Genomic DNA, 24619 nt, shown 5'->3' with positions numbered 1-24619 from the left:
GGTCAGGGCGTCGGTACGTTGAACCGCAGCCCGAAGCTCGGTCGCAGGACCGGCTGCCGGTAGGTGTACTGGATCGCGGAGCTACCGTCGCCGTTCTCGATACCGATGGTGGCGCCGCCGCCACGCTCCAGGAACGTCCCGTCGTTGTCGGTGTAGGCGAAGCTGTACCCACCGGCCTCGTCGATGATCGCCTGGAAGGTGACCCGGGTGAGCGGGTCCTCGTACGAGTGCACGTTGCGCCACTCGATGACGAACTGGCGGTTCGGTGCGGTGCCCCGGACCGAGGTCCGCACGCTGGCGCCTGCGTCCACCACCCAGTCGTGCCAGAACGGGTAGAGCGCGGCGTTCGGTTCCTCCGGACTCTCCACCGACGGGATCGGCCAGGCGTCCGGCGACGGCTCACCCGGGTCGACGAAGGTCACCAGACCGTTGATGTCCACCCAGCCGGTGGTGTACGTCTGGCCATACAGGGTGACCGGGAAGGGCAGGCTGACCTGGGTGTACGCGTCGTCCCCGGTGATCGGCAGGACCGTGGTGTCCGCCGGGGTGTACGCCACGGGCTGCTCGGTCACCGTGTAGCCGGCCCCAGCCGGGGTGGTCGCCAGGGCGAAGTCGACAACCTGTTGGGTGTTGGTGCCGACCACGACCTGGTGGACCGAGGAGCCCTTGCAGGCGCCGGCGGATACCGTGCTGATCACGGCGTACGATCCGGCCGGCACGTTGTTGACCTGGTAGGTGCCGTTTGCCGCGGTGGTGGCCGACAGGCCGGCCACCGTGACGCTGGCCCCGGAGACCGGCGTGCCCTGGCAGGTGACGACGCCGGTGACCGAACCCAATCCCGGCGGGTTGGGCTTGAACGTCACTCCCTGCCCACTGGCCAGCCACGCCTCCCTGTGCAGGTACTGGAAGCCGAGCGACCCGCTGGCGTTCTCGATGCCGACGGTCGCCTCGGCGCCCTGCTCGACCGGCTTGGCCGGGTCGATCCCGCTGTAGGCGAGGGTGATGTCCCCGCCCTCACTGAAGATCACCTCGAAGGTGGCCCGGGTGTTGGTGTCCCCGAAGAGGTGGACGTTGCGCCATTCGACCACCCACTGCCGGTTCGGCGCGGTGCCGCTGATCTTCGTGGCGATCTTCGCCTCCGAGTCGACGACCCAGTCGTCCCAGTGCACGTAGACGGCGGCGTTCGGGGAGCCCTCGGCGGCCGGCGACGGAAGGGTGCCCGGCACCGAACCGATCCACCCGAAGTACGCCGGGTCCTTGAAGCTGATCAGGCCGTTGGCGCTGATCCAGGCCGACGTGTACGACTCGCCGTAGAGCTTGACCGGGAAGGGCGGGTTCTTGGGCCACACCGTCTCATCACCGCTCCACCCCTCGACCACGTCACCGGGGACGAAGGTCTGGGCGCCGGTGGTGCACTTGTAACCGAACTCGTCCCCGTCGACCATCACCGACAGGTCCACCCCGGAGACCCCGCCCGGGTGGTTGACGGTCTCCTTGGCGTACTGCCCGGCACAACGGTCGTCGCCGGTGGACGCGGCGAGCGTGTACTCGCCGACCGCGACGCCGGTGAACTGATAGCTGCCGTCGGCGCCGGTGGTGGTGCTGCGGTTACCCGGGTTGAGGGTCACTGTCGCGCCGGAGACCGGTTGACCGGTCACCGCCGTGGTGAGCGTGCCGCTGACCGAGCCGACCGGGGCCGGGGTGTAGGTGATCGAACTGTTGCCGGTGAGCGCCGCCTCCTGGAAGGAGTAGAGCGCGGCGACCGTACCCGAGCCGTTCTCCAACCCGATGGTCGCGGCCGCTCCCTGTTCGGTGGGGGTGGTCATGGTGCCGTAGTGGAAGGCGATCCGGCCATCCTCGTGGAAGATGACCTCGAAGGTCAGCCGCCCGGCGTTCGGCGGTCGGAAGTTGACGTTGCGCCACTCGACCACGAACGACCGGTTGGGGGCGGTGCCGATGGACTGGGTACGCACGCTCGCCGAGGCGTCCACCTCGAGGTCGTCCCAGAACGGGGCGACCAGCGCGTTCGGTGCCGTAGCCGTCGGCATCGTCGGGTTCGCCCAGGTATCCGGCTCACCGGACGCGTTGCCGAAGCTGATCAGGCCATTGGTGTGCACCCGGCCCTGGCTGTACGACCGCCCGTGGAAGGTGACCGGGAACGGCATGGTGACCATGGTGACCGCGTCGTCGCCGGTCAGTGCGAGCACCGTGGAGGCCGCGACGTAGCCCGAGGCACCGGTGGTGCAGGCGTACCCGAGACCACCGTGGTCCGGTCCGAGCTGGAGGTTACGGACGGTGTCCGCGGCCAGCTCGACCTGGCTGCGTGCGGCGGTGCCACACCGGCCGGCCATCTTCACCGATACGGTGTAGCTGTCGGCGACCAGACCGGTGAAGCTCCACGCTCCACCCGCGCCGGTCGTGGCGGTCAACCCACTCGGGTCGAGGGTGACGGTGGCTCCGACCACCGGGTTGCCGACCGCGTCGACCAGGGTGCCGGAAAGGTTGTGCTTCTCCAGCGGGTCGACCGCCGCAGGGCGGGCGAAGGTGATCGTCCTGCCCGTGGTCAGCACCGGCTCGTCGGCCGAGTAGGGCAGTCCGTCCTCACCGGCGGGGGCCTCGATGCCGACCAGCGCGTTGGCGCCGCGTTCGGCATCGTTGTCGAGCTGGTCGTAGCTGGTGGTCACGGTGCCGTCCGGGGCCAGGACAGCCGCGAAACTCAGCCGCTGTGCGGTATTGCCCTTACGGTGCACGTTGCGCCACTCGACGGTGAACCGCTGGTCGTCGCCGGTGCCGGTGGTCGCGGTCCGCACGCTGGCCGAGGCGTCGACGACCAGGTCGTCCCAGAAGGGTGCCAGCAGCGCGTTCGGGTCCGCCGGGGCCGGGAGTTGTCCACCGCCGGTGTACGGGTGGGAGCCACCCGGGTCGGTGAAGGACAGCAGCCCGTTGGTGTCCACCCAGGCGTTGCGGTACGCCGACCCGTAGAACGGGAAGGCGAACGGCAGGTTCACGCTGGTCACCGCGTTGTCACCGGTCAACGCCAGGGCGTTGCCGGCCGTGCTGAACGCGGCCGTCTGCTCCGAGCAGGTGTGGCCCAGGTCGTCGGTGTGCGGAAAGAGGTACAGCTCCAGGTAGTTGCCCTGGCCGTCGATCTCGACCGACCCACTGCCGGCCAGGCCGCACCGGCCGCCGACGGCGGCGTGGAGGGTGTAGATGCCGGGCGCGAAGCCGGTGAAGGAGTACCCGCCGTCGGCAGCGGTGACCGTCTGCAGCCCGCCCGGTTCCATCCTGACGGTGGCGCCGGCCACCGGGAGGAAGGTGGTGAAATCAAGTACCTGTCCGTTGAGGAACGCGGTGGGCTTCACCGTGAACAGTCCCCGGGACATGCCACCGACACGGCCCCCGTCGTCGACCGCGACCACATGGATCGGCCGCTCACCGTTGGTGGTGCCGACGTTGAGGGTCACTGTGGCGGTCCCGCCTGCGGCGGCGGCGTTCACTTCGGTGTCCAGCGCGGTGCCGCCGACGCTGTACCGGAACTTGGTGATGTTGGTGTCGCCACCGGCGTTGAAGATGACCTGGAGCTGCCCACCGGCCGTCGCCTCGGTGCCGTTCGGGAACGACACCGCCGGCTGCAGGGGCACAGCCAACTCGGCCAGCTTGGTCGCGGTCTCCTTGAAGTTGTAGATGTGCACGTCGTCGACCGCGCCGTTGAAGAAGCCGTCGTCGACGCCGTTCCACTTACGCTTGCCGATGGTGACCGGGCCGATGGCGTTGAACCCGCCGACCTGGGTGGCGGTCGCGGTCTGGGCCACACCGTTGACGTACAGGGTGAGTTGCTTGGTGCCACCGTCGTACGTCGCCGCGAGGTGGGTCCACTTCCCGGCGGTGGGGGCCACGTTGGACAACACCGAGTAGACCCCGGGGTTGTCGGCGTCGGTGCCGTTCATGGCGAACCGCCAGCGGTTGTCCGGACCGGAGTAGCCCAGCGAATAGCTGGACACCCGCGAGCCGTTGGCCGCCACCACGGTCCGCTGGCCGGTCACCGAGGTGGTGGAGGTGACCTTCACCCGCGCCGTCACGGTGAAGCTGGCGTCGGTACGCACCGGTGTGGCGACGCCGGTGTCCGGGTGCGGGGTGGTGAGCTGGCCCGCGGTGGCCGCGTAGGCGGTCGAGCCGTTGAGGGACAGGGCGCTGCCCGCGCCACCCCGGCCCGTCGTCCGTCCGGCACTGCCGGCAAGCGTGGCGGTGTTGTTGTGGGTGGTGACGTCGGTGGCGTTGCCGCTGGCCTCGTCGAAGTTCCACTGCGCGGCCGGCCCGGAGCCGGCGCGGACGCTGAAGGTGTGGGTGACCGGGGTCGAGTACCGGCCCGCGTGGTCCCGGGCCCAGACGTAGAGGGTGTTGACCCCGTCGTGCAACGGCACGATCGTGAGCGAGGCACCGTAGTCGGTGGTCCGCGCCGGCACCGTCCTGGCTGCGGTCAACACTCCCGAGTCCAGGCTGTAGGCATACTCCTTCACCTCGTACGCCCGGACAGCGGGCGCCGCGATCGTGATCGCGCCCGACACACCGACCCCGCCGTGCGGCGTACCGTTGTCCGGGTAGTCGGTGGAGGCGATGTCACTCGGCGGTGACGGTGATGTCGCGTCGACGGTGAACTCGCAGGTGCCCGACCAGCCGCCGTAGTGTGTGCCGTCCCAGGTACGCGCCTGCCACACGTAGCTCGAGCCGTCGACCAGCTTGCCCGACGGGATCGCCTTCGACACCGCCGACGGATTACCCGATGCCTGGGAGATCTTGTTGGTCTCGTTGCGGGTCCCGCCCACCGGCCACCAGTAGAACCAGGTGGTCAGCGACTGCTGCGCGGTGTCCGGGTCGGAATGCTTCGCGGCCAGCACCGGCGTGGTGGACAGCACGTACGGCCGGGCACTGCCGGTGGCACACACCTTGCCGTCGGATTTGCGGTCCGACGGCGCGTTCGGGTTGGTGTTGTAGGTGATCGCCAGCTTGGGCGAGGAGTGGTTGAACCGCTTCCACTGACCCTTGGTGCCCTCGTCGATCGCCCTGAGCCCGACGGTCAGGGTGGACCAGTTGCTCGCCGCTGCCTTCGTCACCATCGTCTTGACGTTGAACTCGATGGTGCCGGTACCGAGACAGCCGTGCGCCGCCCCGTACTTGCGGTTGCCCGGGGTCTGTGCCGTGTAGGCGCTGTACCAGGTGGGCTGGTTGTTCCAGGTCGTCGACGACGAGATCGACCCGGTCATCCACAGCTTCGCGTTGGTCTTCGGGTTGCACGTCCAGGCGTGCCGCTGCTCGACGCGGAACTCCGCGGCGAGGATGTGCTTGCCCCGCACCGCGCTGGTGTTCATCCGGAACATCGAGCGGATGATGTGGTCACTGCACCCGGAACAGTCCTCGGTGCGACCGGCACCGGCAGACCCGTACGTCGAGCCGTTGTTCAGTGCCGAGGAGTTCTTCCAGAACGAGCTGGACTTGTGCTTGCTCCACACCGACGTCCACGCGTTGTCGACGATGCCGCCGGTCCAGGACGGATCGATGTAGATCGGCAGCTTCGTACCCGGGTCGGCCAGCATGGCCTGGTCCGGCACGATGGTCAGCGCACCGTCACCCACCTTGACCGGCATCACCGACCGCCGGGAGCCCTCCGGCGCACCGGCCTGGCCCGGCGCACCGGCGGACCGGTTCGGCTCGGCTTCCCCGGAGGTCGGCTTGGGCTTCGGGCTGAGCTGCCGCTCTTTCCCGTTCCTGGCCTCCGCCGGGCCGCCCGCTGCCGACTCGGGGTCGGAGGAGTCCCACATCAACGGAGCTGGCGAGGTGAAGACGGTCTTCCCCGCACTGTCCCGCGCGGCCAGGCCTCCGCCGGAGACGGCGGCCACAGCGACTCCCCTGGTGGCCAGACCGAACCGCAGGGACGCGAGCTTCGGATTCGCCGCCGCCTGCCGGGTGCGTACCACCAACACCTCGGAGAAGCCCAACGGCTGCGCGGTGACCCGCAGGTCCACCTCGGGCAGCACGTCCCGGTAGATCGCGGTGGCGCCCTCCAGCACCGGCGCCGGCAGTTTGCCGGGCCAGGTCATCGACAACTCCCGGTCGCCGTCGCGCAGGCGTGCGAACGGGCCGTCCCCGCCGGAGGAGAAGACCATTGGCAGGACCGTCGCCCGCGGCGCGATCCCGTCCGGGGACGCCTTGAGTGTGGTGTCCACCGGAGCCCACGAGTTGCCCTTACGCACCCGCACCGGCTCGATGCTCTGCTCCAGAGTGCGGGAACCGTCGACGTTGAGGAACGTCTGCGCGTACTCGGTGCGCTCCGACAGGATCTCCACGGGCCGCCCGCAGGCGGCCAGCATGCTCCGCGCGGCTGCGGCGTCGGGCTGCGCATCGACACAGCGCGGGGCTGGCGGCTGCGCCGCAGCAGGTGTGGTTGGCACGATCAGCGCCGTCCCCGCCACCGCCGCCGCGACCGCCGCCGCAGACCACCTGGACCGTTTCCACATCCGCGCAGCGGACAGCACTCTAGGCACACCGAACATGAGGGGCCCCCGTGATCATCCAACGTCATGGCGCGCTCAACGTACAGATAAACTCTCATAGGCGTCAATATTTTACGCCAGTCGACTTGAGAGGATGCCACGGAGCCGTTGACATCCGCACCGACAGCACAATTGCCAGACTCGGAGCGATCGGAGAAACAGGCGACCCGCCTGCTCAACCAGCGAGGCAGACCTCATTCAGTTCTTTTTGCACCCTGATCAGATCAGTTCCCGTCGCATCAGCGCTGCCCGCCGCCTGCTGGCGAAGCAGGTCGGTGTAGTGACGCAGAACGACGCGGAGTCGCTCGTCGCTCACCCGCTCCACCAGTGGACGGAGTTGCGCGGCCCATGCCTCGAAATAGCCGCGACGCAAGTCGGCCACATCAGCCGCGCCGGGGGCGCCGGTGTACGCCGCTTCTACCGCATCGAGGTAGGCGCGACCCTCCGGCGCACCACCGGCGACGTACCGCTCGTTAATCATCCTGACGTCCCCACAGATCTGTGCGGAGTTGTCGGGTGGAACCGGGCGGTCCCCCGACTCCGCCCGCCCGCAGCCGACGACTGCGAGGACCACCGCCGCCACCCACCACCACCGCCAGCTCGTCATCAATGCGATCACAGGTCCTCAACTCGTCTGCGCAACGCGACGATCACCGCCGGCAAATGGCAAACATGCTCAGAGCTTGAAATATCCGGGTCAGCGCGAATATTGGTTCAGCCGACAAGCTATCCCGCGTTGGGAGGCCTTAAAAAGGTACGACCAGAATTGAACGCTTTGCTCAGCGAACGAATCTTCTCCTGATCTGGCCCCTCCCTCGATGCCCGTTCATTGTCCACCAGGAAGTCCCTCCATGCGCTACGCTCACGCTCCATCAAGCCATCATTGTGCGAAGGGTTTTCAATCATGCTGCGATATCCCCACAGCGCACTAATTCCATGCATCCCTTCTTCTCGCTTAGCGAAGCTCCAATCAAAAGGAAGCGCGGCATCGGTAAAACGGAACAGTTCGACGTGAGCCCAGACCGGTCGAACACTGTCGTTGAGGACAAGGAGCATGAGATTTCCTCGACTGATCGCCATTGCGTAAACCGCATAGGCGCCGTCGACCGTCAACTGAAATTTAGTTGACTCGAAGTTTCCGCTGAGGCTTAGGACCGGTCCTGGCAAGTCGCTGCCACGATTTCCAATACAGATGACCTGCATAGCCATCAGTCGGCCGCCCCCGGAACCCAGTCCTTCACCTTGAGGTCGTCAACTGCACCTGTTGTAGCTTGGTACTGGTAATGAATTTCCACGCCATCAATCGTCTGCGTCATCTTCTGCCAACCCTTATCAGCCGGCCATCTCGGATCCGTTTGTGGAACCTTCACCAATCTCTCACCGGCTGCCGGATTATGTCTCACCTCCAGCAGCAAATCCTCCTCCCAATCGACGTGGTCTCGTCGTGCGGTGCTGCCACGCGATGGGTTCTGCACCGGCCCAAGACACGGGCCTGTGTTGTGTACGAGTACCGGAGTTTTGCCGGCCACCACATAGTACGTGTGGATGTCATCGACGGTCAGGTTGTAGGCCAGGGCCACCCGGCTGCCGCCCTTGATGAAGCCGAAGACCTCGACCTCTGAACCGTCCGCCGCACGCAGCAGATCACCGGGGTCCAGTTCGCTGGCGAGCTGCCACTGCTGGTCGGTCACATTCCAGTAGGGATGGTCCTCGGTCGTTCGGAGGCGCCCTCCCGTCACTTCCAGGTCACGGAGTTCGTCGTCGTGGACCCAGACCGCGGTGACGGTACGCGGCCCCTGTTCGCCGGTCTCCGGGTCGGTAGCCAGTACGACGTCACCGACCTCGATTTCTTCGAGCGGTTTGGTGTCCCCGGCGGCCAGCAGGACTTCCGTGTCGCCAGCAAAGCTGTTGCACCCATGTACCCGAGGACCACGCGGACCAGGTCCTCCCCGGGGCCCGCGTGGGCCGACGATGCCGTGCATCCCGCCCAGTTCCGGGGTGATCTGGCCGCTGACACCGTGCACCCACAGCTTGAACTGGCCTGATCCCTTGATGTATCCGTTGTTGGTAGCCAGCAGCAGGCCGGCCCGGGTCACCTCATCGCTGTACCGGTCGACCCAGCCCTCCTCCAACACGGGGTGCTCGGAGTGGTAGCGGTCAAGACCGGCTGCCATCTGGTCGACGGTGGGTGCGTCCGGGACGTGTCGCAGGTCCTCTTCAGGTACCTCGAAGTCGTTGATCCAGGTCCGACCGTTACTACGCGTCACCGTGGTGCCGCCGGGATAGGTCTTGATGCTCGTGTGGTAGCCGCCGGTGGAACCGGGACTGATCCCGGGGCCGTTCTCGTTACCGGTACAGGCACCGGGACCACCCACCATGCCGGGGGCGCAACTGGCCGACCCGAGCAGGCCGCTGGGATCGCTCATGGTGACCGGCGTGTTGTTGGAATAGGTGTAGCCGTTCCACTGCACCGGATCGTTGAGATCCTGGATCGGGTCGACCGAGATGAAGCGTCCGATCGTCGGGTCGTACTCGCGGGCTCCGAGGTGGGTCAGCCCGGTGTTGTCGACGGTGCCGCCGACGAATCCCCGGCTGTTGGGCCATCCCGGAACGCCGCCACGGGCGGTCCCATAGGGCGTCTGCCTGCGCTGGGTGACCTGCTGCGACCCGGCGTCGACCGCGACCAGCGAGGTGCCCTGATGGTCGGCCGAGAGCCAGGTCAGCCCGGCGGCGGTACGGGAGGCGAGCGTCGAACCGGCAAAGCCGTAGTAGCGGGTGCAGGTGGTGGTGCCACTCGCGGTGTTGTAGCGGATCTCCTGCCCCGGCAGGTAGAGGGTCCGGCCAGCGGGATCCCGGCGGACCAGGCGGTTGCCGTCCGCGTCGTAGATGTACCGGGTCTGCCCGGTGGCGTCGGTGGACGTCTCCAGGTCCCCTTCGGCGTCCCAGACCAGAGTCTGGGTGCCAGCTCCCGTAGTCGGACGGGTGAGGGTATTGCCGGACAGGTCGTAGGTGTAGCTACCGCTCTGGGCACCGCTGGTGCTGGTGAGACTGTGCGGTCGTGCGCCACCGGCGGCCGGGTAGTGGTAGTCGGTGACCGCCGCACCGTTCGCGCTGTGTACGGACTGGGTCTTCCGGTTGCCGCTGCTGTCGAAGGTCCAGGAGTGCCAGTACGGTGCGGGCCCGCCGAGCAGGGACGCGTTCGGTGCGACGGAACAGTCGCCGGAGGTCGGGGTCCACGCCTGGCTGAGCCGGCGCAGGTGGTCGTGGCCGAAACACTGGGTGTCGTCGACCGGGTCGGCAGCCACGTCCTTGACACCGGTGATGTTGCCGGCCGGATCGAAGGTGTAGCGGCGGTCCGCGATAATGTTCGGGGTTGCCGAGTCCCGGTCGGTACGGGCGCCGGTCAGTCGGCCGGTCTCCAACTCGCGGGTGAACGCCTGGAACACCCGACCACCGGTGCCGGTGTACAGCTCGTACTGTTCTGGCTGACCGAGCGCGTTGTAGTCGGTGTCGGCGACGTACGAGGAGTTGGTCGACCCGTAGAGCGTGCTGAGGGTGGTGGGCAACCCCAGGCTGTCGTAACCGTAGGAGAGGGTTTCGGCGGGCAGGTCGTTGACGTTGGTGGCGGGCAGAGTCGTCGAGGCCAGCGAGCCGTCCACGTTCCAGCTGTTGTCGGAGGTGTACGTGCCGGCCAGGCCGGTTTCCGACGCCGGGATGACGACCTCGGTCGCCTCAGGCTGGTAGGTGTCGCTGTAGGCGGTCACCTTGTAGACGTACTGGGCCGAGCCCACGTACCGGACGGACTGCGACAGCTGCCCCTTGGCCACGGTGTCGTAGACCCACTGGGCCCGCGGCGTGCCACCGATCTGGTTTTCGTAGACAGCACGCTTGCGGTTCAGCGGGTCGTAGCCGTAGGCGAGCTTCCGGCTCCGGGCGTCGGTGCTGAGGGTGATCCGCCCGGCGTTGTCGTAGGTCAGGGAGGTCGAACCGGTGTCCGGGTCCACGGCTCCGGTCTTGCGACCACGGATGTCGTAGGTGTAGGCCCAGTCGTTGCCGGCGGGATCGGTGACCCCCTCCAACTGGCCCTTGCGGTTGAAGGCGTAGGTGGTGGCATCCCAACTGCCCGCGGTGGCCGGCGTGGGGACGGCACCGTGGTACTGCCGCAGTTCCACCGTGCGGCCGCGTACGTCGGTCACCGAGGCACTGGCGGTACCCCCCGACGGTGGGGTGGTGTCGGTGCGGTCCCCCGCATAGTAGGTGGTGGTGCGCCAGCGTTCGGCGGCGTAGGGCTGGAAGACCGTGGCGGTGATCCGGCCGGTGCCGTCGTAGACGTTGCGGGACTGGTTGGGCACGAAGGCGGCTTCGGTGGCGGTCGCCAGCGTGGTGCCCGGCGTTCCGGCCGCGTGGTAGATCCCGTAGGACCGCGCGGGGCGCCCGGCGCTGTCGTAGAAGGTGTCGGTCAGCAGCCGCCCACCGGAAGGCGAGGGCGCCTGGGTCTGCCGGGGTCGCAACAGCCCGTCGAACATCGCGTACGAGGTGACGTACGCCCCCTGGGCGTTGAGCCGGTTGGTGGCGAGCACGGTGCTCGCGTCGTTGCGGACGGTGTAGCCGAAGGTGACGTTGGCGCTGTCAGTGGCCTTGTCCCGGCCGGGCAGCCAGACCGCGGTGAGCCGGCCGAGTCCGTCATAGGTCAGGTCGGTGCGCTTGTCGTTCGGGTCCACCACCGAGGTCTCCGACGCCCACGCCGGGTCCAGTGTCGTGGTCGTCTTGTGGCCGAGCGGATTCGTCAGCGTGGTCGCGGTGACCGGCCCGCCGAGCGTCGGGGTGTACGCCGTCTTCGTCTCGTAGTTCATCGCGTCCCAGGACGAGGTAACCCGCCCGTGGGCGTCATAGGCCGTGCGCGTGACGGTGGTGAAGGTCGGCGCCCCGGAGTTCCAGTCCGCCATCTCCTCGACCCGGGTTGGCAGCCCGGCGGTGGGGGTGGCCTCGAACGTCGAACTATTGTCGTACCAGGTGCGGGTCTCGCCGATGACGTCCGCCGCGGTCAGGGTGCCACCGGTGTCCGCGCACTTCAGCGCATACTTCTGCGTGCGGTGCACCCGGTCCATCAACCAGTTCGTGTCGTTTCGTGGGGTGTAGTCGGTCTTCGTGCACTGCTCGTCGCCGGGCTTGCCGTCCTCACCGGAGTCGTCGACGCTGACGGCCATGCCGTAGCTGTCGTACCCGGTGGTGACCGTGGTGGCCCGCTCACCGCGCCCCGCGTCGAGCGTGGTGTAGCTGGTGACGGTCGCGACCCGGCTGAACCGGGCGGTGACCGTGTCACCGTTGATCGTGCGGGTTGCGGTCGCCGGGGAGGAGGCCCAGGGAATCATGGTCTGACGGGAGACCGTGGGACCGCCGACCCCGTTGAGCGTCCGGGTTTCCCGGGTCACGCCCGCATACCAGTCCTCGTCGTTGATGCCGTCCACGGTCACCGTGCGGGTGCCGCCGGCCGGTGCCGCCCGGTCACCGTGCATGCCACGGAAGTAGCGGGTCTCGGTGTACGTCTGCTCCCCCGGATCACCGATGGTCTCCGTGACCTTGCCGTAGCCCCGGTAGTCGGACCAGGTTTTCTCCTCCTTCTCGATCAGACCCTCGTCGTCGGCGTAGTGCCAGGCCGCGCCGTCGAGATAGTCGTAGGTCCGAATGACGCGTGGGCTGCCCTGCGGTGCCACTCCGCCGGTGTGGTCGATTTCGAAGATCTTTTTGATGACGTACTTGTGGAACCAGTCGGTGCGCGGGGCCGGGTAGCCCTCCGGAGTCCAGATCACCGGATAGCAGAGCCGGTTGTTGGTGTGTGGCGTCGGGGTCTGGCCCGCCACGCAGTCCGGCTCGGAGTATGTGAGGTTCAGGGTGCCGCCGGTCTCGTTGCGGATCTTCGTGATGCGCATCCAGTTCATCGCGGCGGCGAAGTCCCGGGTGTCGACCCGGTTGGCGAGCTGGACGGGGGTGAACTCCACGTCCGGCAGAGTGGCGGCGGTCCCGCCGGCCAGGCCGGTGTGCGAGATCCGGTCCAGCCACAGCCCGGCGCGGGTGCCGTCCCCGGGGTCGGGGAAAGTGTGGATCAGGTTCCACCGTTCGACGTCGGCGTAGCCGGTGCCGCTGCGGATCTGGGTGGTCACCGTGGACAACCGCTTCGTACGCCAGAAGGTGGGTGAGAAGTTCTCCGGGCAGGAGGTGCCGGTGCACTCCCTGTCCCACGGGGTGTCCGGCCAGTGCGTCTCGTCGTGGGTAGTGCAGTCGCTCAGGCAGCGGTTGCCGTCCCCGAGTTCGATCCGGAACGGGGCCGGCGTGTCCAGTACCGAGTCGACGTCGGCGACGCGGCGGGTGCCGTAGTCGATCCGGTCGAGCCAGCCACCCCGGTCGTAGCTGACCTCGTCGTCCGGGTCGAGGTTACGGCCGTACTTGTTGGTCTCCTTGGTGTACCAGTAGGAGTACGAGTTGCCGGAGAGGTCAACGACGTAGTCGAGGTTCCACCGCCACGCCTGGCGGCAGTCCGAGTCAGCGAACGCGGTGGCGTGGCACGGCTCGTTCGGGTCGTTGCCGAAGACCGGCACGGTCCAGGTCGAGTTGGTCTCCGGATCGTCGGTGACCCAGCCGGGCAGCCGGTTCTTCCCGAACCAGTACTGGATGCCACTGGTCGTGGTGACCACCCAGTGCTCGCCGTTGTTGTCGCCGTTGCTGGCCCCGGACTTGCGCTCGATCCGGGATCCGTCGTCGTTACGCAGGTGCCAGCGCTGCTCGGTGGCGTTGTAGATCAGCTCACCGGAGCTGCCGCCCAGGGTGAGGGTGGCGTTGTCGGTCTCCCAGCACAGGTCGCCGGTTTCCTCGTCGTTGTTCGCCGATCCGTCCATGTCGTCGAGGCACGGCTTGTAGCGGCGCTCGATGAAACCTTCACCCGACAGCTCGAACCCCTCGCCCACCCAGGACGGCTGGTTGTTCGAGGCGGCGTGCCGGCCGTCGACCGACTGGGACGAGTAGGCCAGGGCCAGCTTCGGGGCCAGCCCGCTCATCGCGGGCGGCACCCGCATCGGGTACGACCAGGCGAACGTGCCGGAGTTACCGCCGGCAGACCAGGTCGCCGACGCCTGCAGGGGGGTGGCCGCGTAGTCGCCGGACGGCCCGGAGTCGGCAGCGGTCAGCGCGAAGAGGCTGCCGGCGCCCACCGGTACGTCAGCTGTCACGGTCCGCTTGGCAAGGTCCTTCGTCGACCGCAGGGGCGTACCGACGCAGTTGCGCTGCTGCGGGGTCGTCAGGGCACATTCGGGCAGGCTGACCAGCCGTAGCCGGCTGGACCAGTCGGCACCGTAGGCGGTGGCGAAGGGGGCGTAGTCGATGCTGACCCGGGTCGGGCCGAAGCCGGTGATCCCGTCGGCGCGGGCCAGGCGCAGCGCCAGTCCGCGCAGCCCGGCGCGGGCGGTGGTGGCCCGGTCGAGCACGTCGACGCGTACCCGCGCGGGTGGACCGGCTGTCGAGCCGGCAACGGCCGGGGCGGCGGCGACCCGGACCGGCAAACTCCCGGCCTGGGCCGGTGCGCGCCCGGTTCCGGCGGGCACGGCCACCACGGCGCTGCCGGCCGCCGGCCAGACCGGCGCCGGTTTGGCGCTGGCGTCCGGCCTGGCCGGTACCGTCGAGGGTGACCGCACGGGAACCTCGGTGACCGGCACCTTCGGGACCGGAACCGGCGTTGGCCGCTGGTACGGGGCCGGGCCCGCCGCCAGCGCCGGCACCTGGAGCAGGTTGAGGATCAGCACCGCCGCGAGCGAGGCGGCGAAGCCGCTACGAGCGGCCCGGAGCGGACGGGAACGGATGAACAAGGACGTGTTTGTGCGCAGCAGTACCCGCACCGGTACCTCCGAGGTCCGAGATCAGCGGATGAATGGTGTTGGCCGTGGTGGTCGGTGCAGGTCAGAGCAGCGGTTGGCTGCTCCGTAGCCGAAGGCCGGGTCGAACGACCAAATACCGATGGGTACGCACAGCGGCACTGACAGTGACGAACAGAAGGTCTGGAGTGCCTCTCACCTGATGGAGACAGCAGGAACCCGACGACCGAACATGCGAACCCCCGTGGTCAACTCAGTGCAAGGTGCGATCACCGTAGCGTGACAATAGGAAACAATCAATACTGAAGATCGTCAGGCGGTCAGCGCGTACGCCTCACGGTCCGGCCAGTCCCCAGCACCAGCGGACTGGTTGTCCGACTCGACCGCGGAGATCCTTCGTAGGAATATCGGCGTGTCGGACAACCAGCGTGACGATCTCGAGGATCCCCTGACTCGACGGCTCAGCAGCCAGCCACAGGCCGGTCCACAGCCACCTACCCGACGGCCGCGTGGTCTGCGGTTCGCGTTCCAAGGCCGGATGTCGACAGTCGAGCACCAGAACCGGGTCACCTCCCGGCACTGGCAACGGGACTGCGCCAGAGAACTCGTCGGCAGCCTGAGCCGCCACCGTCGTCACCCTTTCCCGGCGGGCGCGGAGTCCCGGCAGGGCCTGCTGTGGGATCTGACCGACGGGCTGCGTGGCGTCCAACCGCGGCCACCGGCGCATCTACGAGCGCATCGCCGCGCACGACCCGGACGGCGCGGCCGAGGCCATGTTCACCCACATCACCGAGGCCTGGCTGGTCCGTCGCAGCGGTTCGGCCAAGCCGGCCCGCCTGCAACGCTGACCCGGCCAGGAGGCCGGCGCTCAGGATCCTCGCCATCCCGGCCCGACGTCAGGCGGCGCCGGCCCCCGCGTCGCGGGAATCGGCGCCGCCTGACCCGTCTGCGTCACGAGAACTGCGCGAAGAACCTCCAGATCTCACCCTTGGTCCAGGTGGTGACGCCACTCTCGGCGTACGTCCCGTCCACCGGTCCGGGCATGTGACCGTTGTCGAACGCGGCCCACTGGACCGGGTAGCCGGCCCTGCAACCGGAGTAGGTGGTCGTGATGTGCGTACGGCTGCCCGGCCCCGGCTCGGGCGGGTTCTGGGCGGTGCAACCGTTGTTCCGGACGAACGTGTCGCGCAACGACCGCCCCTGCGAGATGTTCAGGACGTTGTCCGAGATGCCGTGCAGCCCGAAGTACGCGATGGGCTGCGTACCGCCGCTGCACCCGCTGATCTGTGCGCCGGAGATGACCGCGACCGCTCGGAAAACGGTGGCCCGCGCGCAGGCGAGCGCATAGCTCATGCCGCCGCCCCAACTGAAGCCGAGGGCGAACCGCTGCCTCGGGTTGACGCAGAGGTCACTCTCGATCCGTCGGATCATGTCGTCGACGAAGGTGACGTCCTCACCGCCGGCGTTGCCCCAGCCGTTGCCGAGTCCCTGGGGCGCGACCAAGATCGCGCTGTTGTTCGACTGCTCCTGCTGCCCGTAGTAGGACCAGGCCGTCCCGCTGGTGCCGCCCGAGGATATCTCCTGCATGGTGCCGCCGCGCCAGTGGAACGCGAAGATCAGCCGGTAGGGGTTGTTGCTGTTGTAGTTGGTGGGCACCCGCAGGATGAAGGAGCGGCTCTTGCCGTTGCTCTGAATCGTGTGCGTGCCGCTGGACAGCGTCGGTGCCCTACCGCACCCGGCGCCTCCCGGCGGCGGGTTGCCGCTGTCCACGCGGACAAGCTGCCACTGCTGGTTGGCACCGTTCCAGTCGGAGTACTGCACGATGTTGCCACCGTCGGCGGTGGAGGCACCCTGCACCTCCACGGCCTTGCCGCTGTGCCGGCTGATCAGCCGGACGTGACCGCCGTCCGAGTCCGCGAGCCGGAACTGCTGGTTCGTCGCGTTGGTGTCGGACCACTGCACGATCGCTCCGCCGTCGGCGGTCGACCAGTTGTGCACGTCGAGGACCTTCCCGGAGTGCCGGGACTTCAGCCTGTAGTAGCCGCCACCCGAGTCCAGGAACTGCCACTGCTGGTTCGCCCCGTCGTGCCGCGTCCACTGGCTGATCCGCGCACCGTCGTTGGTGGCCGAGGCGTACAGGTCTAGCGCCTTGCCGCTGTTCCTGTTCAGCAAGATGTACCAGGCGCTGGTGTCCACGGTCGCCGCGGCCGCAGGGGCCGCGTTCACGGCGACCAACGTGCCGGCCGCGATGACCGCCGCAGCCGCTGCGGCCAGCCCTGACCGCCAGCGATGTCTCCGTGGAAGGGCGGGACGAGCCGCACCGATGGCACTCATGGTCCACTCCTCTGGTCGGGGTCACCCGCAAGCGGAACGCACGCGGATGGCCTGGCGTGCGTGCTGACGTCCAGCGTCAGCACGGTGTTCGTCGTACGAGCGCGAAGCGGCCACCGGCGCACGTCCCTGGCCGGCTGCCCGCCTGCGGTGGCGCGAACGGATGCCGTCCGCGCCACCGGACGGAGGACCAGCTACCCGATACGGATCAGTTGCCACTGCTGGTTGTTGCCGCCCCAGTCGGTGTACTGGACGACGTTCGCCCCGTCGGCGGTGGACGCATTCTGCACCTCCACGGCCTTGCCGCTGTTGCGGTTGATCACACGCACGTAACCCCCGGCCGATTCGGCGAGCCGGAACTGCTGGTTGGTGCCGTTGCCGTCGCTCCACTGCACGATCGCCGCGGCGTCGGAGGTGGAGAAGTTGTAGACGTCCAGCACCTTGCCGGAGTGCCGGGACTTCAACCGGTAGTAGCCGCCACCCGAGTCCACGAACTGCCACTGCTGCTGGTTGCCGTTGTTCCGCGCCCACTGCGTGATCCGCGCACCGTCATTGGTGGCAAGGTTGTATACGTCCAACGCCTTGCCACTGTTCCGATTGACCAGCACGTACCAGGCACTGGTGTCCACCGGGGAGCCCGGCGGCGGCGTAGTGGGTGGGCTGCCACCCTCGTTCAGGGCGTTGAGGACGGAGGTGTACGCCGGCTTCTTGTTGCCCGATCGATCGAAGAGCAGGGCGTCGTCGGTGCCGCGCCAGGAGTCGCTGTCCCGCACACCCCACACGGTGATGCCGTTGCAGCGCGAGACAGCCAGACAAGCGCGCGTGACCGTGGCGTAGATGTTGGCCTGGTTGGAGCCTGTCATGACGTCGAGCTCGGTGATCTGCACGTCGACCCCGAGGTCGGCGAAGCGCTGCAGATTGGCCTGGTAGTCACCCGGGAGCGAGGTGCCCAGGTGGGACTGGAAACCGACACAGTCGATCGGCACGCCCCGGGACTTGAAGTCCCGCACCATGTTGTAGATACCGGTCGACTTCGCATTGACGCCGTCGGTGTTGTAGTCGTTGTAGCACAACTTCGCGCCGGGATCGGCCGCCCTGGCGGCGCGGAACGCCGCCTCGATCCAGTCGTTGCCCGTGCGCTGCAGGTTGGAGTCACGCCGAGCGCCGCTGCCACCGTCGGCGAACGCCTCGTTCACCACGTCCCAGGAGTGGATCTGGCCTCGGAAATGGGTGGCGACCTGGGTGACATGGTTGATCGCGGCGTTGCGCAACGCGCTACCGGAGAGGCTCTGCGCCCAACCCGGCTGCTGCGCGTGCCAGAGCAGGGCGTGACCCCGCACGCTCATGCCGTTGGCCCGAGCGTGACTGACGAGACGATCACCGCCCGTGTAGCTGAACCGACCCTGTTGCGGCTCGGTGGCGTCCCACTTCATCTCGTTCTCGGCGACGACGCTGTTGAACTCGCGGTTGAGAATGCCAACGTACTGGCTGTCGGAGAGCTTGCCCGTTGCGACGGCCGCGCCAAAGTAGCGCCCCTTCTCGGCGGCGGACGCTTTCAGGGTCGTCCCGGCACTGGCCGTCGGGGCCAGCGTCACCGTCATACCCGCGGTCAACGCGACGGCGAGGGCCATCGTCGACAGCAGGGTTCTCTTGGGTCTCATGGCATTCCTTTCCAGTGAATCCGGTGGTGGTGATGTGCCAGTTCGCTCGGGCAAGCCGGTCCGGGACGGCGGACGCGGCTCGCGGACGGTCAGACAGGTGGATGGCGACGCCGTTCAGGTGCGCTCCGCCGGTCGTCGTCGGCCGGTCCGCGCTGGCACGGGCAGTCGGACCGGCTGTCGCACACAGCTGCTGATGGTCCTGAAGCGACGTCCGCTCACCCCTGGGATGCCCTGGACGCGAGGTTCGGCCAGCGAGCTCGCCCGGTGAGCCACAGGTGCCGTCATCCTCGACATCGAGAGTGAGCGATAACATCCCGTTCGTCAATACGTGCCGGCGCCTCAATGCCCACACCTCCGGGGCACAGTCGGAGCGCGCCGGGGGCGGCGCGCATCGCCGGGGGCGCACGGTCGCGAGATGGGGTTCGGCGAGCGAGAAGCCGGCGTCGGCCCCGCCGGACCGCGACATCCCGACTGGGTGCCCGGGCCGGCGACCCCGGTCAGGGAAATCGATGCCAAGTGATGTTAGCGATATCAAGACTCCGGTCGAACGGCGAGTTCCGCGCTGCGCCCTGACGCGCTGTGGGCGTTGTGGGTGCCGAGAACCTCATCCATCCTGGCCACAGCAGTCTTGATCATCGCGGTGGATGGCTCCGGTGAGACGTGGAACCTCTCGGCTGGATCGTGAAGGCCCGTCTACGTTGGGCGCTGCGCGAGGATGGGGTGTGCTGTTTCGACTGGCGTACCTCGGCGTGATCAACACTGTGGCCCTGCTACGGCTGCTACCGATGAGCGACCGCGACAAGGACGCCAAGATCCTCGCTTTGCGACACCAGATCATGGTGCTCGAACGGCAACTGCACGGTGAACGGGTCCGGTTCACCCCAGCGGATCGGGCGTGGCTTGCGGCCCTGCTGCATCCGCTACCGCGAACCTTGCTGAACCACCTGCGGCTGCTGGTCCGCCCGGAGACCGTGCTGCGCTGGCACCGGGACCTGCTCGCCCGGCGGCATGCCAGGAGTTCCCGGCCTCTCCAGGCCGGGCGGCCACGAACCGTCCGGTCGATCCGCCGGCTTGTCCTATGTCTGGCCTCGGAGAACCCCGCCTGGGGATACCGCCGCATCCACGGTGAACTGCTCGTCCTGGGCGTCAAGGTCGCCGCGTCCACCGTCTGGGAGATCCTGAAAGAAGCGGGCGTCGATCCGGCACCTCAGCGCACCAGCAGCACATGGGCGACGTTCCTACGCTCCCAGGCCCACGCCGTCATCGCCGCCGACTTCTTCGAAACGACCACCCTGACCGGCACCCGCCTCTACGTCCTGGCCGTCATCGAACACGCCACCCGCCGGATCCGAATCCTCGGTGCCACCGCGCACCCACCGCAGGCTGGGTCACCCAGACCGCACGTAACCTGGTGATGGACCTGGAAGACGCCAGCTGCCGGGTGAAATACATGATCCGGGACAGGGACGGCAAGTACCCGGCCCTGTTCGACACCATCCTCGCCGACGCCAGTATCAGCGTCGTCCGCGCCGGGACGGGCACCCCGGATGAACGCGATCGTGGAACGCTGGGTCCGGACCTGCCGGCGTGAACTCCTCGACCGGACGCTGATTCTCAACCAGCGGCACCTGCTACACGCACTCCGCGAATACGAGGTCTTCTACAACGAGCATCGCCCTCATCAGGGCATCGCCAACGTCCGGCCACTCGCGCCACTGCCTAAACCGATCACCGACCCGGACCATCTCGCCCGCCTGAACATCCACCGAAGCGACCGCCTCGGCGGCATCCTCCACGAGTACGAACACGCCGCCTGACCAGCGCGGATGAAATTTTCGGCAGGTACAGGGCCGCCGAGCGCGGCGGCAACGCGACCCTGCGAGCCACCTTCGGCGCCCTCGGAGAGCGCCTTGTTGCCGCTGTCGACGCCCTGCCGCCGGGCCTCGGTTCCCCGTGTCGCGCGCAGGAGCCGGACGACCTCGCCACCCGACTCGCCGGGCGCATCGCCGACGCCACCAAGGTCTCAGACGGCGAACTGGGGCCGCCTAAAACTGACTGCCGTCGTGACGGCGGACCGACGAGGTGACCGCATGCCTGTACGCCCTCCACCCCGCCGACGCCAGCCTGCCTACGGACGCCAGCCTACCTGCGGACGCCGACTCCATCTGCTGAAGGTAAACCCAACTTTCGAGGAACTGGCCAAGCCTCATCGCGCACCGACGTGCCACTCCCGCCTGATCCCGCTGTATAGAGATTCTTTGCAGCTCGTCAATCATGGACGCAGACAGGAATTCATGACTTTCCTGCTTTCGGCCATTGTGGAGCGTTACCGACGCGATAACACTTTCTGGATCATGGGGCGTGTAGGCGATGACTTCTGGATCTTCTTGAACTACCTCACCCACCCACGCGTCAGACGAAACCATCATTCGATCTAACCTGAATATCCATTCCACCGACTGACCCACTTCAAGCCTGCGGGGAACTCGCTCTCCTGTCGAATCAGACCCGAAGTGAAGCTCAGCCACCGGAGGTCGGCATTCGAGATTCAATTGCTTGATAGTTACAGGCTGCCGACCGCAATTGGTGACGTGCACAGCGATGACGGGTCGGTCGAATCCAAGCCGCACCATCTGGTCGACCCAGCGGGGCGCAACAATTTCAGGCGCAGTGAGGATCTTGCCGTCACGGCTCATCGCGCCAGCTCGGAGCTGGACCCTCACTCGGCCGCCAGCTAGTACATACGAGAAAACCGCCCATACCGCGCCGCCTGTAGCAACCGCGGCGGCGTAGAGAGCAATCCAGGGAGCCGCATCCTTCATGCTCACGCATGGTAATCCGAAGACTCCAATCGGGATCGCTGGTGGAACTCGCGCCTTCTCCCGCCCACGATGTCCCCACCCCTCGCTCCGGTCACTGCTGGCCGCCTCCACCGCCGCACTGGTGGCGGGTGCGGTCCACGCCCTCGCGTTGGACGCCGCAGCCCGCGCATGGGGCAACCTCGCCGCCGCACTCCTCCTGGCAGTGGCCGCCACCTGGCTCGGCTGCACCGCCATCAACCTGCTCACCACCCGGAAGGCCCGATGACCCCGCACCACCTGCACGCCCCGCTGCCGCCTGGTCCCTCCAGGCGGCACGCGCCCACCTCCACCACCTCGCCGACGAGGAAGCCGCCCAGATCGCCGCCGAGCAGCTCGAAGCCCCCGCCCTCCTCCACTCCCCGGCCTGGGGCCGCCGACACGCCCTCGGCGGCGATGGCGACCCCACCCCCGGCATGGTCGTCATCGCCACCGACCACCGGCCCACCCGACGCAACCGATGGGCCGAGATGCACCGACGGCTCGACCGGAAGCTGACCTGGCTCGCCAACGCGGTTTTCGCATTGCCACCCCATGCCGACGCGCTGGACCGCATTCGGAGCTGCATTCCCGACCTTCAGCCCGGCACCGCGGCCCTCGTCCACCGACACCTGGCCGACGAAGACCACTGGGCCCGGGAGGCCTGTGGCGTCCGGCCGGCCCGCGCGATGGTACCCGGCACCCCGGCCTGCCCCGCGTGCGGAGCCCGCGCGCTCGAGGTGCAGACCGCCGGCCCGGTCGACGCCTGGACCGTCGTCTGCGCCGGCACCCGCCAGCCCGGAGGCGGACCACACAACCCGTGCCTCTGCACCGGCCTCGGCTGCCCCTGCGACATGCCCGGCACAGGCGAGGCGTCCAACACATCTGGCTCCGCAGTACGGTGCTTACGGAGTGCAACCAGCAGACCATCACCGACAGGAGGGCCAGTGCCTGAGCACCTCATCCCTGCTCACTACGCCGACGCCGAGACCTCTCTACCCGAAGTTGACCGCTGGTGCAGCGCCATCCTTGCCGGCTCCAGGTCTCGCCTCCTGCATCTCGGCCCCTTCATGTCCGGGAAGACCCACACCGCGTACGCCGCCCTCCGTCGCCTCTTGGCCGCCGGCTACCCACCGGCCAACCTGGGCGCGTACCGGGCGTACGAAATGGCCCGCGACTACAACCCGCACCTCATCGAGCAAGCGCTGCCGGTGATCTTCCTCGACAATCTGACCGACCGAAGCGACAGCGTGGCCGGCGTCAAGAAACGCGAACCCGATGAGCCGGAGATCCAGGCTCTGATGGCTGTACACCAGGGGGCAGTCGTAGACGCTGCCGAAAGGCTGGCGGGGCGGGCGGGCAGCTCTTGGATCGCATGCGCGTCGAACCGCGAGCGCCTTGCGGCGGACCTAGGAGAGGACGTCGCCGCCAAGCTCCTCGCCGTCGCGGACGTGGTCGAGCTCCCGCCGAGGCCGCAGCCTCCCATCCTCGACTGGTGATCCATTGAATCACAGCCCCACGACCGTCCGATTAGGCCGATTCACTGCGCACCATAAGTGGACTTCTTGTTGCTAGCACCGGCAGGCGCCCGAATTGTGCTGGAGGTCGACGGTCAGACGCACTACGCAAGCGAGCGGGAGGCCGCAGATGGCCAACGGCGTTGGCTCCCGGATGGCAATGAGTACGCGCGTACCGTGGCCGCCAGCCGTGACCTCACCCTTGCCGGCTACGAGGTCTATCGGTTCGGCACGAACGAACTCCACGACGAGGGCCAGGCGCGCCCTCTGGTCACGGCCTTCTTCGACGGTCTTTTTCGCAGGCACAACATCGCCCTACCGCGGTGAGCGAAGCAGGGCCGGTACCCCCCGGCACGCGGCAGATCCGTGCGTTCAGCGGAGCCAGGCAAGCAGGGCGCCAACGAAGCGGGCACCCGTTTGAGCACAAAAGTCACTCACACCAGATTCTAGTGTCCTGGCGACTGCATCTCGTGCGACCGGCAGGACTCGATGCCGCTGAACGGCTGACCACGATCCAGCCTCTGCCTAGGCTCGTTTAACCTCTCGGCGTGGAGCCCCACAGCCGAGTTCTGGCCTCGCGCGTTCTCACACACCAAGTCCGGCACGTCACTGCTCTGCTGAGACGAGGGCACGAGCTCGTCGACGATCCGCCGCCTGACACTCCTGCACATGCCGACCTTGATCACATCAACAAGCACCACGAGAAGCATGACCTGCTCGGGCTCCGATGGTGGGTTCACAGAGCCGCCATCCACAACCTCAAGGCAGCCGAGGAACATCTCACGGGAGTGGGCGTCGTCCTTCAAGCGGAACGGCTGCTGCCACTCCCCGCTATGGCCCTCGCCCGGTCTGTGTACGAGGCGGTCATCAACACGTGCTGGCTCGTCGATGCCCAGGTGCCGACCGAACAGCGGCTCGCCCGTTGGGCGGGCCGGCTGCTCCACGACGGGCAGGAGCCCACGTCGGCACTCGACAGCTTCGGGGACTCAGTGGCGGCACAGGAGGAGCGTGAGCGGGTGGGAGGCGCACGCAGCCTCGGACGAGACCTCATGACGCGCGCCGGGTTTGACCTAAAGGCGAAGGGCGGCGACAAATCCGAGGAAACCGCCCGCGTCACCTACAGCGGCGAAAGTTCAAGCCTGACGCCGAACGTGACACAACTCGTCAGCCGATTCACCCCCGCATCGAATCTGTGGCATATGTTCTCGGGTGCAGCTCACAGCCGCGGCTGGCTCGTCAGTGGCCTCGAAGGGTCGGAAACTGAGGTCGTCGTGTCCGTCATGGCGCCACTCCTCGACACCTCTGACGCCCTCGCCTACGAGATGTCGCGCTACTTTGGACTGGACCCGAGACACCCCTATGGATTACCCATCACCCGCAATCACGCGGCCGGGATCCAACTTCTAATCCCAAGGCCGCAGGCTGCTCCCCGCATACACGGGGAGAATCCGGGGGGATCGACTTCGCGAAGCCCACCCCGGGCTGCTCCCCGCGCCTGCGGGCTGATCCCACGACCCGGTCAGCGCTGCTGCCGGGCGGCTATTCGCGGCCGGTGGCCATGATGAGGGCCTCGGTGAACTGCTTCCAGGTCGGCTGGTCGGGGAAGTCTTCTCCTCGGTTCAGGTAGAGGCCGGGCAGGGCTTTGAGTGAGGACTCGAGTGCGCCCAGGAAGCGTTCGAGGGTGTGGTTCTCCCACTCGGTGGGGTGGGCGCGAAGGTCGGTGAGCATCCGGCCGACGATGTCGGCGGCGTCGGTGTGCGTGGTGACGTGGCTGACCTCGTCGGGACGGATGTTGGTGAATCTGCCGGTCTCGTAGGGGCTGCTCATCGGGTCATCGTGCCTGTTTCTGTTGGGGAGACCTGT

At 67.6% G+C, this 24619-nt stretch carries 17 protein-coding genes; 7 read left to right on the top strand and 10 right to left on the bottom strand.

Annotated features, from left to right (window positions below; translation table 11 throughout):
* Positions 1–2: 2 nt before the first annotated feature.
* The 4 genes from ACGFIR_RS24865 to ACGFIR_RS24850 form a co-directional block, all read right to left on the bottom strand.
* Positions 3–6512, bottom strand: coding sequence for a carboxypeptidase regulatory-like domain-containing protein (locus tag ACGFIR_RS24865; protein ID WP_393147437.1), 6510 nt, complete (start codon positions 6510–6512; stop codon positions 3–5).
* A gap of 211 nt (positions 6513–6723) precedes the next feature.
* Positions 6724–7029 carry a hypothetical protein gene (locus ACGFIR_RS24860; RefSeq protein ID WP_393147435.1) on the bottom strand — a complete coding sequence of 102 codons (306 nt, stop codon included), beginning with the start codon at positions 7027–7029 and terminating at the stop codon, positions 6724–6726.
* Positions 7030–7274: 245 nt separating this feature from the next.
* The gene (locus ACGFIR_RS24855) at positions 7275–7757 is read right to left on the bottom strand and encodes a hypothetical protein (protein WP_393147433.1); all 483 of its coding nucleotides are present in this window, start codon (positions 7755–7757) and stop codon (positions 7275–7277) included.
* Entirely contained in the window at positions 7757–14404 is a 6648-nt protein-coding gene (locus ACGFIR_RS24850; RefSeq protein ID WP_393147431.1) for an RHS repeat-associated core domain-containing protein, read from the bottom strand. The genes ACGFIR_RS24855 and ACGFIR_RS24850 overlap by 1 nt, the downstream gene beginning before the upstream one ends.
* Before the next feature lie 704 nt (positions 14405–15108).
* On the opposite strand from ACGFIR_RS24850, the gene ACGFIR_RS24845 reads away from it, so the two are divergent.
* Positions 15109–15258: an FCD domain-containing protein gene (locus ACGFIR_RS24845; RefSeq protein WP_393147429.1), complete on the top strand. Its 150-nt coding sequence runs from the start codon at positions 15109–15111 to the stop codon at positions 15256–15258.
* A gap of 103 nt (positions 15259–15361) precedes the next feature.
* Here the strand turns inward: ACGFIR_RS24845 and ACGFIR_RS24840 are convergent, their stop codons facing one another.
* Together ACGFIR_RS24840 and ACGFIR_RS24835 are read right to left on the bottom strand one after the other, a co-directional pair.
* Positions 15362–16744, bottom strand: a complete 1383-nt coding sequence (locus ACGFIR_RS24840) for an RICIN domain-containing protein (protein ID WP_393147427.1) — start codon at positions 16742–16744, stop codon at positions 15362–15364.
* A gap of 191 nt (positions 16745–16935) precedes the next feature.
* Positions 16936–18372, bottom strand: coding sequence for an endo-1,4-beta-xylanase (locus ACGFIR_RS24835; protein ID WP_393147425.1), 1437 nt, complete (start codon positions 18370–18372; stop codon positions 16936–16938).
* Between the two features lie 815 nt (positions 18373–19187).
* Here ACGFIR_RS24835 and ACGFIR_RS24830 point away from each other — a divergent pair.
* Genes ACGFIR_RS24830 through ACGFIR_RS24820 form a run of 3 tightly spaced genes read left to right on the top strand, consistent with a single transcriptional unit; the run spans position 19188 to position 20219 of the window.
* On the top strand, positions 19188–19817 hold the full coding sequence (locus ACGFIR_RS24830; protein WP_393147423.1) for a hypothetical protein: 630 nt from the start codon (positions 19188–19190) through the stop codon (positions 19815–19817).
* The gene (locus ACGFIR_RS24825) at positions 19817–19993 is read left to right on the top strand and encodes a hypothetical protein (RefSeq protein ID WP_393147421.1); all 177 of its coding nucleotides are present in this window, start codon (positions 19817–19819) and stop codon (positions 19991–19993) included. Before ACGFIR_RS24830 ends, ACGFIR_RS24825 begins: the two co-directional genes overlap by 1 nt.
* Entirely contained in the window at positions 19950–20219 is a 270-nt protein-coding gene (locus ACGFIR_RS24820) for an integrase core domain-containing protein (RefSeq protein WP_393147419.1), read from the top strand. Before ACGFIR_RS24825 ends, ACGFIR_RS24820 begins: the two co-directional genes overlap by 44 nt.
* 228 nt (positions 20220–20447) lie before the next feature.
* Here the strand turns inward: ACGFIR_RS24820 and ACGFIR_RS24815 are convergent, their stop codons facing one another.
* Entirely contained in the window at positions 20448–21224 is a 777-nt protein-coding gene (locus ACGFIR_RS24815; protein WP_393147417.1) for a hypothetical protein, read from the bottom strand.
* 121 nt (positions 21225–21345) lie between these two features.
* Between ACGFIR_RS24815 and ACGFIR_RS24810 the strand changes: the two genes are divergently transcribed.
* Positions 21346–21489, top strand: a complete 144-nt coding sequence (locus tag ACGFIR_RS24810) for a hypothetical protein (RefSeq protein ID WP_393147415.1) — start codon at positions 21346–21348, stop codon at positions 21487–21489.
* Here ACGFIR_RS24810 and ACGFIR_RS24805 read toward each other — a convergent pair.
* Entirely contained in the window at positions 21467–21700 is a 234-nt protein-coding gene (locus ACGFIR_RS24805; protein ID WP_393147413.1) for a hypothetical protein, read from the bottom strand. The two genes, ACGFIR_RS24810 and ACGFIR_RS24805, sit on opposite strands and share 23 nt — an antisense overlap.
* 486 nt (positions 21701–22186) lie before the next feature.
* Between ACGFIR_RS24805 and ACGFIR_RS24800 the strand changes: the two genes are divergently transcribed.
* Both ACGFIR_RS24800 and ACGFIR_RS24795 read left to right on the top strand, forming a co-directional pair.
* Positions 22187–22738 (top strand): hypothetical protein, encoded by a 552-nt coding sequence (locus ACGFIR_RS24800; protein WP_393147411.1) that lies wholly within the window; start codon positions 22187–22189, stop codon positions 22736–22738.
* A gap of 57 nt (positions 22739–22795) precedes the next feature.
* Complete coding sequence (locus ACGFIR_RS24795) at positions 22796–23083, top strand: hypothetical protein (RefSeq protein ID WP_393147409.1); 288 nt, start codon at positions 22796–22798, stop codon at positions 23081–23083.
* A gap of 119 nt (positions 23084–23202) precedes the next feature.
* Here ACGFIR_RS24795 and ACGFIR_RS24790 read toward each other — a convergent pair whose 3' ends face one another.
* Together ACGFIR_RS24790 and ACGFIR_RS24785 are read right to left on the bottom strand one after the other, a co-directional pair.
* Positions 23203–23700 (bottom strand): hypothetical protein, encoded by a 498-nt coding sequence (locus tag ACGFIR_RS24790; RefSeq protein ID WP_393147407.1) that lies wholly within the window; start codon positions 23698–23700, stop codon positions 23203–23205.
* A 595-nt stretch (positions 23701–24295) separates the two neighbouring features.
* Positions 24296–24583 (bottom strand): hypothetical protein, encoded by a 288-nt coding sequence (locus ACGFIR_RS24785; protein WP_393147405.1) that lies wholly within the window; start codon positions 24581–24583, stop codon positions 24296–24298.
* Between the last annotated feature and the right edge of the window lie 36 nt (positions 24584–24619).

The sequence above is a fragment of the Micromonospora sp. NPDC049051 genome, assembly GCF_043197575.1.
Classification (GTDB): Bacteria; Actinomycetota; Actinomycetes; order Mycobacteriales; family Micromonosporaceae; genus Micromonospora.
Note: the sequence above shows the minus strand (reverse complement) of the source record. Positions and strands in the feature narration are given on the sequence as shown.

Bases quoted from the DNA above. Each gene is read 5' to 3' on its own strand.
- ACGFIR_RS24825 (WP_393147421.1), top strand. From the start codon at position 19,817: ATGGACCTGGAAGACGCCAGCTGCCGGGTGAAATACATGATCCGGGAC.
- ACGFIR_RS24855 (WP_393147433.1), bottom strand. From the start codon at position 7,757: ATGGCTATGCAGGTCATCTGTATTGGAAATCGTGGCAGCGACTTGCCA.
- ACGFIR_RS24835 (WP_393147425.1), bottom strand. From the start codon at position 18,372: ATGGCCCTCGCCGTCGCGTTGACCGCGGGTATGACGGTGACGCTGGCC.
- ACGFIR_RS24865 (WP_393147437.1), bottom strand. From the start codon at position 6,512: ATGTGGAAACGGTCCAGGTGGTCTGCGGCGGCGGTCGCGGCGGCGGTG.
- ACGFIR_RS24820 (WP_393147419.1), top strand. From the start codon at position 19,950: ATGAACGCGATCGTGGAACGCTGGGTCCGGACCTGCCGGCGTGAACTC.
- ACGFIR_RS24840 (WP_393147427.1), bottom strand. From the start codon at position 16,744: ATGAGTGCCATCGGTGCGGCTCGTCCCGCCCTTCCACGGAGACATCGC.
- ACGFIR_RS24860 (WP_393147435.1), bottom strand. From the start codon at position 7,029: ATGATTAACGAGCGGTACGTCGCCGGTGGTGCGCCGGAGGGTCGCGCC.
- ACGFIR_RS24785 (WP_393147405.1), bottom strand. From the start codon at position 24,583: ATGAGCAGCCCCTACGAGACCGGCAGATTCACCAACATCCGTCCCGAC.
- ACGFIR_RS24815 (WP_393147417.1), bottom strand. From the start codon at position 21,224: ATGAAGGATGCGGCTCCCTGGATTGCTCTCTACGCCGCCGCGGTTGCT.
- ACGFIR_RS24830 (WP_393147423.1), top strand. From the start codon at position 19,188: ATGAGCGACCGCGACAAGGACGCCAAGATCCTCGCTTTGCGACACCAG.